At 72.0% G+C, this 14988-nt stretch carries 16 protein-coding genes; 3 read left to right on the top strand and 13 right to left on the bottom strand.

Annotation, left to right across the window (positions count from 1 at the left end; all coding sequences use genetic code 11):
- The 4 genes from MED01_RS24535 to MED01_RS24520 form a co-directional block, all read right to left on the bottom strand.
- On the bottom strand, positions 1 to 187 hold a 187-nt coding region (locus MED01_RS24535), incomplete at its 3' end, for a helix-turn-helix domain-containing protein (protein WP_238670911.1).
- A gap of 689 nt (positions 188 to 876) precedes the next feature.
- Positions 877 to 1161, bottom strand: a complete 285-nt coding sequence (locus tag MED01_RS24530) for a GlsB/YeaQ/YmgE family stress response membrane protein (RefSeq protein ID WP_091409827.1) — start codon at positions 1159 to 1161, stop codon at positions 877 to 879.
- 473 nt (positions 1162 to 1634) lie between these two features.
- Entirely contained in the window at positions 1635 to 3512 is a 1878-nt protein-coding gene (gene lepA, locus MED01_RS24525; RefSeq protein ID WP_238670910.1) for a translation elongation factor 4, read from the bottom strand.
- Positions 3513 to 3628: 116 nt separating this feature from the next.
- Complete coding sequence (locus MED01_RS24520) at positions 3629 to 4165, bottom strand: DUF4240 domain-containing protein (protein ID WP_238670909.1); 537 nt, start codon at positions 4163 to 4165, stop codon at positions 3629 to 3631.
- Positions 4166 to 4226: 61 nt separating this feature from the next.
- On the opposite strand from MED01_RS24520, the gene MED01_RS24515 reads away from it, so the two are divergent.
- Positions 4227 to 5213 (top strand): phosphotransferase, encoded by a 987-nt coding sequence (locus MED01_RS24515; RefSeq protein WP_238670908.1) that lies wholly within the window; start codon positions 4227 to 4229, stop codon positions 5211 to 5213.
- Between the two features lie 319 nt (positions 5214 to 5532).
- Positions 5533 to 5799, top strand: a complete 267-nt coding sequence (gene rpsT, locus MED01_RS24510) for a 30S ribosomal protein S20 (protein WP_030491765.1) — start codon at positions 5533 to 5535, stop codon at positions 5797 to 5799.
- Between the two features lie 124 nt (positions 5800 to 5923).
- Here rpsT and MED01_RS24505 read toward each other — a convergent pair whose 3' ends face one another.
- The 4 genes from MED01_RS24505 to MED01_RS24490 form a co-directional block, all read right to left on the bottom strand.
- Positions 5924 to 6346, bottom strand: a complete 423-nt coding sequence (locus tag MED01_RS24505; protein WP_238670907.1) for a hypothetical protein — start codon at positions 6344 to 6346, stop codon at positions 5924 to 5926.
- Positions 6343 to 7323 (bottom strand): DNA polymerase III subunit delta, encoded by a 981-nt coding sequence (gene holA / locus MED01_RS24500; RefSeq protein WP_238670906.1) that lies wholly within the window; start codon positions 7321 to 7323, stop codon positions 6343 to 6345. The genes MED01_RS24505 and holA overlap by 4 nt, the downstream gene beginning before the upstream one ends.
- A gap of 316 nt (positions 7324 to 7639) precedes the next feature.
- Positions 7640 to 10042 carry a ComEC/Rec2 family competence protein gene (locus MED01_RS24495; RefSeq protein ID WP_238670905.1) on the bottom strand — a complete coding sequence of 801 codons (2403 nt, stop codon included), beginning with the start codon at positions 10040 to 10042 and terminating at the stop codon, positions 7640 to 7642.
- Positions 10039 to 10872 (bottom strand): ComEA family DNA-binding protein, encoded by an 834-nt coding sequence (locus tag MED01_RS24490; RefSeq protein ID WP_238670904.1) that lies wholly within the window; start codon positions 10870 to 10872, stop codon positions 10039 to 10041. The genes MED01_RS24495 and MED01_RS24490 overlap by 4 nt, the downstream gene beginning before the upstream one ends.
- Positions 10873 to 11105: 233 nt before the next feature.
- Between MED01_RS24490 and MED01_RS24485 the strand changes: the two genes are divergently transcribed.
- The gene (locus MED01_RS24485) at positions 11106 to 11504 is read left to right on the top strand and encodes an integrase (RefSeq protein WP_238670903.1); all 399 of its coding nucleotides are present in this window, start codon (positions 11106 to 11108) and stop codon (positions 11502 to 11504) included.
- 41 nt (positions 11505 to 11545) lie between these two features.
- On the opposite strand, the gene MED01_RS24480 is transcribed toward MED01_RS24485, so the two are convergent.
- From MED01_RS24480 to rsfS, 5 genes are all read right to left on the bottom strand, one after another.
- Positions 11546 to 11920, bottom strand: a complete 375-nt coding sequence (locus MED01_RS24480) for a VOC family protein (protein WP_112604312.1) — start codon at positions 11918 to 11920, stop codon at positions 11546 to 11548.
- Between the two features lie 241 nt (positions 11921 to 12161).
- On the bottom strand, positions 12162 to 12935 hold the full coding sequence (locus MED01_RS24475; protein ID WP_238670902.1) for an SDR family NAD(P)-dependent oxidoreductase: 774 nt from the start codon (positions 12933 to 12935) through the stop codon (positions 12162 to 12164).
- A gap of 3 nt (positions 12936 to 12938) precedes the next feature.
- A complete protein-coding gene (locus MED01_RS24470) occupies positions 12939 to 13793 on the bottom strand; it encodes a DegV family protein (protein WP_238670901.1) in 855 nt (284 codons plus the stop codon).
- A 48-nt stretch (positions 13794 to 13841) separates the two neighbouring features.
- A complete protein-coding gene (locus MED01_RS24465; protein WP_238670900.1) occupies positions 13842 to 14501 on the bottom strand; it encodes a histidine phosphatase family protein in 660 nt (219 codons plus the stop codon).
- Positions 14498 to 14905: a ribosome silencing factor gene (rsfS, locus tag MED01_RS24460; RefSeq protein WP_238670899.1), complete on the bottom strand. Its 408-nt coding sequence runs from the start codon at positions 14903 to 14905 to the stop codon at positions 14498 to 14500. Before rsfS ends, MED01_RS24465 begins: the two co-directional genes overlap by 4 nt.
- Positions 14906 to 14988 lie beyond the last annotated feature (83 nt).

The following is a 14988-nucleotide window of genomic DNA, read 5'->3' as shown; positions in this document are numbered from 1 at the left end:
CCAGAGACGCCTCCCACGTCGCCATCAACGGCTGGTACCGCTGCCCATACCGCTCGAACCGACCCACCTCCCGTGAGATCGTCGACACCGACCGCCCCAACCGCCGCGCGATCGGACCCAACGACTCACCCGCAGCCCGACCCAACCCAATCTGCTCCCGCTCCAGCGGACTCGACCTCGACGCCACAACCACCCCAACGACAAACACCGAAGAGTGTTGCAACCACCGGTTGAGCCCGCCGTGCTAACGGAAACTGTCCAAGATCTCTCGAGGCGCGGAGGCGAGATGGATTTTGTGGGGTTGGTGGCGGTGGCTGTGCGGCGATACAACACCCACGACACCCCGGCTTCACCAAACCGAGACGATCACTGCGGTCCAGCTCGCCAGGGACCTCCAACAGGGCGCCGCAGACCTCGGGCGGGCGCCGCCGCAGACCTCAGGCTCCAATCGGGCAGGCCTCGGGGCGCACCATGGCAAACCGAGGGCCGCACCACGCCAAACCGCCGACCGCACCACGGCACACCGCCGACCGCATAAGGGGCAAACCTCGAGTCGCATGCCAGCGACGTCGGACGCGAGGCACACCCGACGGACGGAGCACAGCAACGCCGCCGCAGCGGACGGAGCACAGCGACGCACGCCGCAGCGCACGGAAGCGGCGACGCCCGCCACGACGAGCGGAACAACAGCGACGCCCGCCACGACGAGCGGAACAACAGCGACGCCCGCCGCAGCGCACGGAACGCGGCGACGCCCGCCGCAGCGCACGGAACGCGGCGACGCCCGCCGCAGCGCACGGAACGCCGATGGGCGCCCGGCCTGTCGGCCGGGCGCCCATCGGAGGTATCGCAGTAGTAAGGGTTGGTGCCGTGGTGTTACCGGGTCACCCGGCGGCGGCCACCCACACCGGCCACCAGCGCGACGGCGATCGCAGCCACAACAACCTGCACCAGCAGCTCGCCCCAGTCGATACCGCTCGTCTCAGTCGCGATGCCAATGGCCCGCGCCAGGACGGTGCCCAGCAGGGCTGCGCCGATGCCGATCAGCATGTGCAGCCAGATCGGCATGTTCTGCCGGCCCGGGACGACCAGACGGCCGAGCGCGCCGACGATGAGACCAACAACGATCGCAGTGATGATGCCCCACACGGTGAACTCCACGGTCGCCCTCCTTAAAAGAATGTCTGACACACGAGGCGTGTGCTTCCTGTCGTGACGGCTAAGTGCCCGACCCACCGAAAGCCCAAACCGACTCACCTCAATCGACACCGTCATTCGTCAATGTTTAGGAGGTGCGTCGGTTGACGCGTGAGTACGTCCACACAGGTAGGAGCCCATCTCGTCGACCAGTCGGCCCCACCACAGCGACAGAAAAGTTTTCCGCACCCGGCGGTCACACTCCTCGCACCGGCGCACTCAGCCGGCAATCTCGGCGGCCCGACAGACCCGACGGGGCAGAGCGGCCGAGGCAGAGCGGCCGAGGCAGAGCGGCCGAGGCAGAGCGGCCGAGTCGCGCCAGACGAGCCCGCGCCAATCTTCGCCGCACAAGACGTTCGAGCACGCTGACCGGAGGCGCAGGGAAACGCGTACGCGCCCGGGTGCGGGTGGCACCCGGGCGCGTACGGCGGCGTGAACTACTTCTTGCCAGCGGCCTTACCGTCACCGGAGTCGGAGGAGAGCGCGGCGATGAAGGCTTCCTGTGGGACCTCGACCCGGCCCACCATCTTCATCCGCTTCTTGCCTTCCTTCTGCTTCTCCAGCAGCTTGCGCTTGCGGCTGATGTCACCGCCGTAGCACTTGGCGAGCACGTCCTTGCGGATCGCCCGAATGGTCTCCCGGGCGATGACCCGGCTGCCGATGGCCGCCTGGATTGGCACCTCGAACTGCTGGCGCGGGATCAGGGTACGAAGCTTGGCGGCGATGGTGACGCCGTAGTTGTACGCCTTGTCCTTGTGCACGATGGCGCTGAACGCGTCCACCGGCTCGCCGTGCAGCAGGATGTCCACCTTCACCAGGTCGGAGGCCTGCTCGGTGGTGGGCTCGTAGTCGAGTGACGCGTAGCCCTTGGTGCGGCTCTTCAACTGGTCGAAGAAGTCGTAGATGATCTCCGCGAGGGGCAGCGTGTAGCGCAGCTCGACCCGGTCGGCGGAGAGGTAGTCCATGCCGAGCAGGTTGCCCCGCCGGCCCTGGCAGAGCTCCATCACCGCGCCCACGTAGTCGTTGGGCGTCAGCACTGTGGCCCGGACCACCGGCTCGTACACCTCGGCGATCTTGCCGGTGGGGTACTCGCTCGGGTTGGTGACGACGATCTCCTCGCCGTCGTCCGTGATCGCCCGGTAGACGACGTTGGGCGCGGTGGAGATCAGGTCGAGGTTGTACTCGCGCTCCAGCCGCTCCCGGATGATCTCCAGGTGGAGCAGGCCGAGGAAGCCGCAGCGGAAGCCGAAGCCGAGCGCGCCGGAGGTCTCCGGCTCGTAGTCCAGGGCGGCGTCGTTGAGCTTGAGTTTGTCCAACGCCTCGCGCAGGTTGGGGTAGTCGGACCCGTCGATCGGGTAGAGGCCGGAGTAGACCATCGGCTTCGGGTCCTTGTAGCCACCCAACGCCTCGGCCGCCGGTCGGCTGTTGATGGTCACCGTGTCACCGACCCGGGACTGCCGGACGTCCTTCACGCCGGTGATCAGGTAGCCGACCTCGCCGACGCCGAGCGCCTCGGCCTTGACCATCTCGGGTGAGATGACACCGATTTCCAGCAACTCGTGCACCGCGCCGGTGGACATCATCTTGATCCGGTCGCGGGCGCTGATCCGGCCGTCGATGACCCGGACGTACGTGACGACGCCGCGGTAGACGTCGTACACCGAATCGAAGATCATCGCCCGGGCGGGCGCCACGGCGTCACCGACCGGTGGGATGAACTGCCGGACGATCTCGTCGAGCAGGTACGGAACGCCCTCGCCGGTCTTGCCGGAGACCCGGATGCAGTCGGCGGGGTCACCGCCGATCAGGTGGGCCAGTTCCTCGGCGTACTTCTCCGGCTGCGCGGCCGGCAGGTCGATCTTGTTGAGCACCGGGATGATGCGCAGGTCGTTCTCGAGAGCCAGGTAGAGGTTGGCCAGGGTCTGCGCCTCGATGCCCTGCGCGGCGTCGACCAGCAGCACGGCACCCTCGCAGGCGGCCAACGACCGGGACACCTCGTAGGTGAAGTCCACGTGCCCCGGGGTGTCGATCATGTTGAGCACCGCTTGCTCACCAGCCCGCTCACCCTCACGGATGGTCCACGGCATGCGGACGGCCTGGCTCTTGATGGTGATGCCGCGTTCGCGCTCGATGTCCATCCGGTCCAGGTACTGCGCGCGCATCTGCCGCGGGTCGACCACGCCGGTGAGCTGCAACATCCGGTCGGCCAGGGTCGACTTCCCGTGGTCGATGTGGGCGATGATGCCGAAGTTCCGGATGCGACCGGGGTCGGTGGCACCAGGGGCGTTCGCGCCGGGATCGAGCTTCGGTGGCACAGCGGTCCGTTCTGGTCGGCTGACGTGAACAGGCCGGCGCGCCGCCGACCCCCTCTATGTTCCCACGCCGCCGGGGTGCGCCCACTGCGCGGGCGATGGAACGGCCCGAGGACCCCTCACTCCATCGGCGGCTCGACGAAGAGCGCGGCCAGCCGGGGCAGCCGGCGACGCGCCTCGTCCTCGTCGTCGAAGTCCCAGAAGTCGTTGAGATCGGGCGTTCGCACCGGGTCGCGGTCGGCCGGCAGCTCGGTCGCGGTGGCCTTGCGGTACGCGTCCCACGGCACCGAGAGCATCTGCTCGGCGGAGAACTCCTCGCCGCTGAGTGAGGCCGCCCGCACCTGGGGCAGTTCGGCCAGCGAGTCCGGTTCGGCGACCGCGCGGGCGAAGACGGCCCGACCCTGGGCCATCAGCCAGCCCCGGAAGTGTTCGAAGCCGTCGGCCGAGGCACCACCGTTGATCAGGTACGCCGCGCCCCACAGATCCGCCTTGTGCGAGGCGGCCAGCACCCGCGTCTGGTGTCGCGCGTACCCGATGATGTCCTCCGGGTCGCGCTCGGCGAGCAACGCCACGGCCCGCGCGGCGACCGGGCCGGGCTCACCACCGCCGCCGGCCCGCGCCTCGTCGATTAGCTGCCAGAAGTCCTCGGTCCTCATGGCTTGGCAGTCTGGCAGTGTCGCCGTGCGTCGCGCACGTACCCCGGGGCAGCATGGTGGGATGTCCCCTCCCCCGCTGTCGCCGGTGCCGTACCACGCGAGCGCCCTACGTCCGTCGTGGCCGGCGTTGCCGGCGGCGCTGCGGGCCGCGGTCGCCGAACGGCTCGGCGCGCCGGTGGTCACCGCCCGGGTCGCCGGCGCGGGCTTCACCCGCGGGTTCGCCGCGGTGCTCGACACCGCCGACGGTGGTCGGGCCTTCGTCAAGGCCGCACCCGCCGCCGAGCAACCGCATCTGGTCGACTGGTACGCCCGAGAGGCCGCGATCCTCGACCGGCTGCCGGCCGACCTGCCGGCGCCCCGCCCCCGGTGGACCCTCTCCGCGGCCGGCTGGTTCGTGTTGTGCACCGACGCGGTCGACGGGCAAACCCCGCACCTGCCCTGGGTGCCCGCCGAGTTGGACGCCACGCTCGCCGGGTATGCGCAGGTCGCCGCCGCCCTGGCCGACCCGCCGGCCGAGTTGACAGCGCTCGGCCTGCCGCGCCTGGCCGACCTGGCCCGGTCGGACATCCTCTGGTGGGAGGAGGTCGCCGCCGGTCGGGAGCCGACCCCACCACTGCCCGCGCCGCTGCTCGACCGGCTGCCCGAGCTGGTGGAGTTGGAATCCCTCCTCCCCCGGTACGCAGCCGGCGCGACCGGTCTGATCCACGGCGACCTGCGGGTCGACAACGTGCTGATCGGCCCGGACGGCCGAGCCTGGTTCTGCGACTGGACCTGGGTCTGCTCCGGGCCGGCCTGGTTCGACCTGGCCGGCCTGCTGCTCACCGCGTATGCCAGCGGGCTGGACGCGGACCGGCTCTTCGCCGCGCACCCGGCCACCGCCGGCGCGCCCCCGGACGCGCTGGACGCAACCCTGGCCGCGTTGGCCGGCTACTACCTCACCGGAGCTGCGGCGGCACCGCCGACGGCCTCGCCGCACCTGCCCGCCCATCAGCGGTGGAGCGGCGAGCAGTCGCTCGACTGGCTGGCCCGCCGCCAGGGCTGGCGGTGACGCGGGGTGGGCTGGGGTGACGCGGACCGGGTCTGGGGTGAGCTGACAGTGACGCGGGCTGGCCTGGGGTGAGCTCACGGTGACGCGGGCTGGGCTGGCGGTGCGCCGGACCGGCCTGCCGCCGGGCCGGCGGTGAGCCGCCGCAGTGTTCGAGGGCGTAACCTGGTCCCCGACGGGCCGGGTCCGTCCGCGCGAAGGCCGAGCCGTTTTGGCTCGTCCCCGGCGACCTGGTAACCTGGCTCTTCGCGCAGCGATGACGCACGTTCGTCATCACGCGCAATAAGCTGACCAACCCGAGCTATCAAGACGAGGCTGTCGCGTGGCGAACATCAAGTCCCAGATCAAGCGCAACCGGCAGAACGAGAAGGCCCGGCTGCGCAACAAGTCGGTCAAGTCGTCGCTGAAGACCGCCGTCCGGAAGTTCCACGAGGCTGCCGAGGCCGGTGACGTCGAGAAGGCGACCGCGCTCATGCTGGACGCCTCGCGCAAGCTGGACAAGGCCGTCAGCAAGGGCGTGATCCACTCCAACCAGGCCGCGAACCGCAAGTCCGCGATCGCGAAGCGCGTGGTGTCGCTCTCCGCCTGACGACTTCACCGTCAGACTGATTCGGAAAACCCCGGGCCCCCGGCCCGGGGTTTCCGTGTGTCCAGAGGCCGGCAGTGTTTGTCCGGGCCGGCCGTTCTGTGCGTGGCCCCGACGGGGTCGGTCCTCAGTCTGACGGGTTGGCCCGCCGGGGCGGTGGCACCGGGTCGGCGGTGATCACCACGCCGGGAACGCTGTGCGAGACCCACTCCACCCGGGCTCGGCCGACCACCGGTTCCATCTGCCGGCGAAACCGATCCCGTTCCTGCTCGGGCACGAGCGCGGCGGAGCGGACCACGATCGCGGCCACCATGTCGTTGAGCTTCACCATGGCGGCCACCACGACCGGCAGCACCAGCACCGCCCACCAGCTGACCAACTCGGCGAGGGCGAGCAGCACCGCCAGGGCGATGGCACCCTCGAAGAAGAGGAAGCACAGCACGCCACCGGGGTTGACGAACCGCAGGCCGAGGAGTCGGGCGTAGAGCGGTCGGTAACGCGCCTCGTCCACGGGAATGGTGGCCCACGCTGGGCGGTTCGCCCCCGTCACCTGGTGCTGCCCTGCCGGGCCGCCGCGACCGAGAAGACCGCACGCTCCAGGGCGTACGCCCTGTCGTCGGAGCCGCCCTTGACGGCCGCGTTGCACGCGGCGGCGACCTGCATGGCCCGGACCAGGCCCTCCGGCGTCCAGCCCCGACCCTGCCGCTGTGCCCGCTCGATCTTCCACGCGGGCATTCCGAGGCTGCTGGCGAGCTGGTACGGGCTACCCCGCCCGGCCGACGCCACCCGGGCCACCGTGCGCACCCCGTCGGCCAAGGCGTCGGCGATGGGCACCGGATCGACCCCGACGTGCAGGGCCCAGCGCAGCGCCTCGAGCGCCGCCGGCACGTCGCCGACCATCGTGGCGTCCGCCACCGTGAAACCGGTCACCTCGACCCGGCCCCGGTAGTAACGGGAGACCGTCTCGGCGCTGATCCGCCCATCGGTGTCGGCGACCAGTTGAGAGCAGGCGGCGGCCAGCTCACGCAGGTCGTTGCCGACCGCCGCGATGAGCGCCTCGGCGGCGTCGTCGGTGCACTTTCCGCCGGCCCGGCGGATCTCGTCGCGGACGAAGGCCACCCGGTCGCGGTGCCCCTTGAGCTTGGCGGCCGGGACCACAGTCGCGCCGGCCGCCCGCAGACCGTCGGCGAACGCCTTGCCCTTGGCGCCGCCCAGGTGCAGCACCAGCAGCTGCACCTCCGGGTCGGGATTCTTCGCGTACGCCAACAGCGCGGCGACCAGGTCCTTGCGGGCATCCTGGCCGGAACGCAGGATCAGCAGCCGCCGCCCGCCGAACAGCGAGGGGCTGAGCATCTCGGCGATCTCGCCGACGGTCAGCGCACTGGCCTGGTACTCGCGGACGTCCACCTCGGGGTCCACACTGCGAACCTTCGCGACAGCTTCGGTGACCGCGCGCGTGGCGAGCAGTTCCTCGTCACCGAGGACGAGCAGAATGGGGGCGAGGCTGGCGGGGGTCACGCCGCCCATATTCGCACGGCCTGCGGCGGGATCGTGCCTGCTCATTCGCTGCTTGATCGGCGCAGCCCGCACACAGCGCAAATCCAGACATCCAACTCAATTCCCCGCTTAATCCGCAAGTCGCCCGATTAATCAGAGGCCCGTTCTTGATCCACACGGGATCACGGAAACTGCGGTCTTGGACCGCCGCTGACACCCCGAGGTCAGCGATCCCGAGTCGATCAGCGGCCGGACGGTCAGCGCGGGTCCGGCCGCCGGCCCGCGGTCAGGGCTGCCGGCCCACGGTCAGGGCTGCCGGCCCGGGGGCAGAACCGCCGGCCTGCGGTCAGGGCTGCTGGCCTGCGGGCACACCTCGCCGGGCTACCGCCAGACCGCCGCTCGTTCGGACCGCCGCCACGTCGCCGTCCGTGTCGGTACGCAGCACCCGCACGCCGCCCCGGCCCAGGTGGGCGAGCAGCCCCGGACTCGGGTGCCCGTAGGTGTTGCCGGTGCCCACCGGCACGAGCGCCACCGTCGGCCGCACCGCGTCGAGGAAGCCCTGGTCCTGGTACGCCGACCCGTGGTGCGCGATTTTCAACACGTCAGCCCGTAACTGGCCGGGGGCCGCCCGCGCCACCATCGCGTGCTGCTCCTCGGTCTCCGCGTCGCCGGCCAGCAGGATCCGCACTCCGGCCACCGTGGCGCGCAGCACCAGCGAGTTGTTGTTCGGGTCGGACCTGGTCCCGGCCAGTGGGTACGGAGGGCCGAGCACCAGCAGGTCGACCCCGCCCACGGGGTGCCGAGCGCCGGCAACTGTGGTCAGCAGCGCGGCCCGCCCGCCGGTGGCCGCCGCCCGAACCAGGTCCCGTCCGCTCTCCGGGTCGGCGGATGACGGCGTCAGCACGGCACCCACCCGCCGCCCCCGGAACACCCCGGCCACTCCGCCCACGTGGTCCGCGTGGAAGTGGCTGATCACCAGCAGAGGCACCTCCCGTACGCCGAGCCGACGCAGGCAGCCGTCCACCGCACCCGGCTCCGGCCCGGCGTCCACCACCACGGCCCGGCCGGGGTCCACCGGGAGCACCAGGGCGTCGCCCTGCCCCACCGCGCAGGCCACCACCACCCACCCCGCGGGCGGCCAGCCGGCGGCCAGCAGCCGAACCGGCAGGGCACCCAGCACGGCGGCGACCCCAACCACCGCCACCAGGCGGCGTACGAGTGGCCGGCGCACCGCGATCAGCAGCGCGACGGTCAGCCCGGTCAGCAGCAGGGCACCGGGCACCCCGCCCGGCCACGGAAGGGTGCCACCTGGCAGTCGAGCACCCTGACGGGCGATGACCACCAGCCACCAGGCCGGCCAACTCGCCAGCCACGCGACGAACTCGGCGCCGGCCGGCCAGATCGGCGACACCATGGCGGCCAGCACGCCCAGCACTGTCGCTGGCGCGATGGCCGGCACCGCCAGCAGGTTCGCCGGCACCGCCACCAGGCTCACCGTGCCGGAGATCCCGGCGACGACCGGGCCGCAGGCAAGTTGGGCAGCCGCCGGCACGGCCAGCGCTTCGGCCAGCCCAGGCGGGACGCCTCGCCGGCGCAACCCGTCCCGCCAATGCGGCGCGAGCAGCAGCAGGCCACCGGTGGCCAGCACGGAGAGGGCGAACCCGGGGTCCCCGGCCAACTCGGGGTCGACGAGCACCAGCACGGTCACGGCGGCGGCCAGCGCGGGCAGCGCCGCCCGAGGTCGACCGGCGGCGAGCGCGGCGAGCCCGATCGCTCCCATCGTGGCTGCCCGTACGACGCTCGGCGACGGGCGGACCAGGATGACAAACCCCACCAGCGCCACCCCGCACAGCGCGGCGGCGAGCCACGGGCCAGCTCGCGACCATCGGGCCAGCAACAACACCGCACCCACCACGATCGCGACGTTGGAGCCGGAGACCGCATTGAGGTGGGTCATCCCGGTGGCCTGGAAATCCGCCTCGACGGCGGGTGGCAGCCGGCTGGTGTCGCCCACCACCAGCCCGGGCAGCAGCCCGCCGGGGTCGTCGGGCAGCGGCGCGCAGGCCCGTTGCAGGCCGGTACGCAGTGTCCCGGCGGCGCGCTGCGCCCAGGACGCCGCGCCGTGCCGTTCCGGTGGGTCGTTGGTGCTGAGCACCGCCGCGGTGAGATCGCCGCCGCGCGGAACGCCGAGTCGGCCGTCGACGGTGAGGCGCTGCCCGGGAAGCAGGCCCCGCCACGCCGGGTCGGTTGCCAGGACGAGCAGCCGCACCGACGCGTGGATCCGTCGACCATCCGGGCCGGTGAGCCGGACCATCTCGGACGACACCAGCAGCATCCCCGGCCGCCCGGCGCTCCGGATCGGGCGCGGATCGTCCCGGACGACCAGGTCGGCGGTGACCGGAGCGCGTTGTTCGGCGAGGGCACGGATCAGCGGCGCGTCGCTAACGGCGAGCCGGGCGGCGGTGGCCGCACCGCCGCAGACCACTCCGAGGCCGACCGCCACTGCCACCCAGCCGTAGCGCCGCACCACGGCTCGGGGACGGCCGAGGCGGCCGAGCAGGTGCACAGCACCTGTCGCCGTCAGACCGGCAGCCGTGCCGGCCACCAGCAGCGTGGCACGGCTGCCAAGGTGCAGGCCGGCGAGCGCGGTGAGCCAGGCCGCCACGGCGAGCCCAGCCAGTCGCAGATCCGGCGGCCCGGGCTGAGCCCCGTCGACCGGTGGGTCAGCGGGTACGGAGAACCCGCTCACACCGTCACCAGATCCTTGAGCTGCTCGTAGCGGGCATCGCCGATCCCGTCGACCTGGCGTAGGTCGCCAACGGACTTGAACCCGCCGTGCTGGTCTCGATGGGTGAGGATCCGTTGGGCGAGCACCGGCCCCACTCCGGGCAGCGTGTCGAGCTGCGCCAGCGTCGCGGTGTTGAGGTTCAGCGGCCCGGCGGCGGGAGCCGCACCGCCCGCCGCAGGCCCGGCCGCACCGCCCGGCACCGGCGGTGGCGTCACCCCGACCACGATCAGCTCGCCATCGGTGACCTTGCGGGCGGGGTTGAGCAGCGCCACGTCGACCCCCGGGAGCGCGCCGCCGGCCGCCTGCACCGCGTCCGCGAGACGGGACCCGGCCGGCAGGCGTACCAGACCGGGTTTTCGGACCTTGCCCGCGACCGCCACCACCAACTCGCCGGAGCCGGACACGCTGGGGTCGCCCACCGGCGCGGCCGACGCGGTCTCGCTGGCCAGCGGGGCGACCGGCTCCGACTGCGGCCGGGCCTGCCAGGCCCAACCTGCCGCACCCACGACCACCACCACGGCGACCACCGCCAACGCCCGCACACCCCGCCGCCCGGGGTCGAACGCCCCCGGCCCGGGCAACCGTGCCTCGGGTGGGAGCGCGAGGCCGTCCGATCCCGACTCCGCTACCAACGCGGCGGACCGGGGCAGCACATCCGCGGGCGGCGCGCCGACCAGGGACGACGGGGGTACGCCCACGAGCGGCGCCTCCGGCCAGGGCGGCGGTGCGGCAGCCGCCTCCGTCAGCCGGCGCAGGCGCTGGCGTACCTCTGTCTCCTCGTCGTGCGACACATCGCGACGCTATGGCGACGGCCGGGACGGTGGGAGGTGCCGGCGCCGCCCTGTGGACAACCACCGCCACTGTGGACAACGCCCTGATCATGCGCCGATCTGCTAGGCGCGGGTCGACCTACGACGTGCGGCCTGGGCGGCCGGTCTGGTCGCGGACGCCCCCACGGAGCGGGCAGTACGAAGTAGGGTACGTCTTGTCGATCTTGAAGGGTCCGACCACGGAGGTGGCTCAGATGCGGGCTCGACTACGGCAGATACACATCGACGGGCACACCTTCACGTGGCGCGCGGCGCTGCACAGCGTGCAGGTGAACGGTTTCTACCACCGGGCCGTCTACGTGCGCGCCTGGGGTTCCGGCGGCAGGAACGGCCAGAAACTCGAAGCGGATCTGTTGTCGGCCCCCGGGCCGTACGTTGTCGACAACGGCTACCCCACACCCGCCGACGTGCGGGCGGTGATCATCTGCGGCCTGAAGAGTGGTTGGCGGCCAGAGCAGCGGGGCGGAACGTTAGTGCTGTCCGACCGCGAGCACGGGGCCAACTTCGCGGCGTCGGGGTTCCGGCTGACTGATCCCGTACGCCCGGGCGAGAGCGCGGACCCGACGACCCGCGAGGCTCGACAGCAGGGCTGACGGCCGGTGGGGCAACCGCGCCCGACCGGCCGACGGGCCTGCTACAGGTACGGCCGGGTGATGATCTCGATGGCGTGGCCCGCCGGGTCGAAGAAGTAGAAGCCCCGCCCACCGTGCTCGGTGTTGGTCTCCCCCTCCCGCTTCAACTGCGGGTCGGCCCAGTACGTGATGCCGCGCCCCTCGACGAACGCCAGGCACCGCACGAACAGCTCGTCGTCGACGAGGAACGCGTAGTGCTGCATCTGGATGTCCACCGGTGGTTCGGCGAACTGGAGCAGCACACCCTCGTCCAGCTGCACGTTGGCGAACGGTCCCCACGAAGGCGCCTCCGGCAGCTCGAACAGCTCCCGGTAGAACGCGGCCGAGGCGCTCTTGTCCTTGCTGGCGATGATGGTGTGGTTGAACGTGACTGTCATCCGTACCGTCTTCTTCCCGGTCGATCCGAAGACCCGACCGGAGGCCCACAGCCTTCACCCAGCCACGCAGATGACAAAACCCCGAGGGCACCGACGCCCCGGATCCCGCACGAGAGACGCGTAGATCGCATCGATCTCGGCGTGGTGGCTGAAGTAGCCAGAACCTCCGGGGGGGTAGGCCCATCTGGGGCGCGCACGGAGGCTAACACAGCCGCGCGGGGCAGCGGCGCGACGAGAACGGTCAGCGGGCCTCTGGGTCGAGGCCGAGTACGGCCCGGCCGCCGTCCACCGGCAGCGTCACGCCGTTGACGAAGCTCGCCGCGGGTGACAGCAGGTACGCGACCGCCTCGGCCACCTCCTCGGCCCGCCCGATGCGACCCACCGGGTGCAGCCGGGTCAGCTCGGCGTCGATCCACTGGGCCTGGGTGGGCTCCTGCGTGGCGAGGAATTCGGCGTGCCGTTCGGTGGCGATCGAGCCGAGCGCCACCGCGTTGGCCCGGATGCCGTGCCGCCCGTACTCGACGGCCAATGCCCGGGTCAGCCCTTCCACGGCGGCCTTCGCGGTCGCGTACGGCAGGGCACCGGACACCGGCCGACGGGCCTGGTGCGACGAGACGTTGACGATCGCGCCGCCGGCGGCGCGGGCCAGGAAGCGGCGGACGGCGACCGCGGCACCGACCACGGCTGGGCGCAGGTTCAAGCCGATCAGGTCCAGCACCGTGTCAGCCGACGCGGAGTGCAGTGTGGCGTCGCGGAACACCGCCGCGTTGTTCACCCAGCCGGTCATCGGCGCGGCGCGGTCCGCCAGTTCGGCGGCGCGCTCGGCCACCTGTTCGTCGGCCGCGTCGCCGACCACCGCGACGAGCCGATCGGCGGCCGGATGGTCGGTCAACCAGTCGACCGCGTCGGCGTCGCGTTCCAGTACGACGATGGTGGCGCCGGTCGCCACCAGCCGTTCCACCACGGCCCGGCCGACACCGCGACCGCCTCCGGTCACCACGCACGACGTGTGCACGGGTCAGCCTTCCGGTCGGCGGTGGACGACGACGCAGGCCAGGCCCGGTCCGGCGTGCGCGGCGACGACGGCACCCGCCTCGGAGACGTACGTGTCGTGCAGCCGGTCACCGAACCGCTCGGTCAGCGCGGCGCGCAGCGCCTCGGCTCGTTGCGGCGCGGCAAGGTGGTGCACCCCGAGATCCACGTCGTCGCCGTCGGCCGACTCGACGGCCAGGTCCACGAGACGGGCCACGCCCCGGCTGGCGGTGCGGACCTTCTCTCGCAGCACTATCGCCCCGTCCGGCATATGCATGATCGGCTTGACGGACAGCGCGGTGCCGACCAACGCCTCGGCCGCGTTGATCCGGCCGCCCCGGCGAAGGAACTCCAGCGTGTCGACGTAGAACCAGACTGTGGTGCGGGCGATGGCGGCGAGCGCCGCGTCGCGTACCGCGGCAAGGTCGGCGCCACCCTCGGCGGCGGTGGCGGCGGCGATGGCCGGAAAGCCCAGCCCCATGCCCGCCGAGCGGCTGTCCACGACCTCGACCCGGCCATCCAGGTCGGCGGCGGCGAGCCGGGCGGCCTCCACGGTGCCGGACAGCGCGGCGGAGATGTGCACCGAGACGATCCCGTCGGCGCCGGCGTCGAGCAGTCGACGGTACGTCCGGGCGAACTGCTCGGGTGCCGGGCGGGAGGTGGTCGCGGTGACCCGGCGGGCGCTCAGCGCCACTGTCGCGTCGGCCGGCTGGGTCTCCACCCCCTCCAGCCCTTCCGCGCCGTTGAGCACGACGGTCAACGGCACGACGGTCAGCCGGTGCGCCTGCACCAGCTCGGGCGGAAGGTAGGCGGTGGAGTCGATGACAACCGCGACGGGCATGCCCGGCACGCTAGCCGATCGAGGGCGCGAACGCCGAGGCGCGAGTGCTCAGACCGCGTCGACGGCGACCGGGGCGGTGATCAGGCCGACGTTGTGCGCCCGCAACTGCCAGCCGCTGACGTCCTGGGGACGCCCGATGTCCGGTGCGCGGTCGTCGTGCCGTAGCTCACTCCAGTGGCAGTTGGCCAACGAGCCGATGGAGCGCAGGACACCGGCGTCCCAACCGAGCAGGTGACCGATGCCCTGCCGGGAGCCGCCGCCGTGCGTGGCGATCACCACGGTGCCGCCGGCTGCCGCCTCGGCCGCCTCCCGCAGCGCCGCGCCGACGCGCACGCCGAGGTCGTGCAGGGGCTCCAGATCCGCGCCCGGGTCCGGGTCGCCGGCCCGCCAGCGCGCGTACTCGTCGGGAAATCGCTCGGCGACCTCGGTGAGGTGCAGACCCTGCCACTTGCCGAAGTGTCGCTCGCGCAGCCGGGCGTCGGTGCGGACCGGCAGGCCCGTCAGCGCGGCGAGCGCGGCAGCGGTCTCCGCGGCGCGGCTCAGGTCGCTGGCCACGATGGCGTCGGGCCGCAGCGCCGCGAGCAAGGGCGCGGCGGCGCGGGCCTGGTCGCGCCCCAGCCCATTGAGGGGTACGTCGGTTTGCCCCTGGACACGGTTGGCGGCGTTCCAGTCGGTGTTGCCGTGCCGCCAGACGATCAGTCGGGTCATTCGGCGGCGGCGGACCCGCTGGCGTCGGCCTCGACCAGGTCGCGATCGACGAACGGGATGGTGGGGCAGTCCTTCCAGAGGCGGTCGAGCCCGTAGAACTCGCGCTCCTCGGTGTGCTGGACGTGCACCACGACGTCGACGTAGTCGAGCAGCACCCAACGGCCACCACGCTCGCCCTCGCGCCGCACCGGCTTCGCCTTCTCCGGCAGCTCCAGCAGGCTCTCCTCGATGGCGTCGACGATGGCCAGCACCTGACGCTCGTTGGGGGCGGCGGCGAGCACGAACGCGTCGGTGATGGCGAGCTGGTCGCCGACGTCGATGATCGTGATGTCCTGCGCCTTCTTGTCGGCGGCGGCCTGGGCGGCCGCGATAGCCAGCTCGTGAGCGCGTTCGGAAACTGTCACCGTTCTCCTTCGATCAAGCGTGCGATCCTCCAAGCGTCTCATACCCGCCGGCACTCCGATCGTCCAGTTCTGGTCGGTTAACG

The sequence above is a fragment of the Micromonospora alfalfae genome, assembly GCF_022230925.1.
GTDB lineage: Bacteria > Actinomycetota > Actinomycetes > Mycobacteriales > Micromonosporaceae > Micromonospora > Micromonospora alfalfae.
Note: the sequence above shows the minus strand (reverse complement) of the source record. Positions and strands in the feature narration are given on the sequence as shown.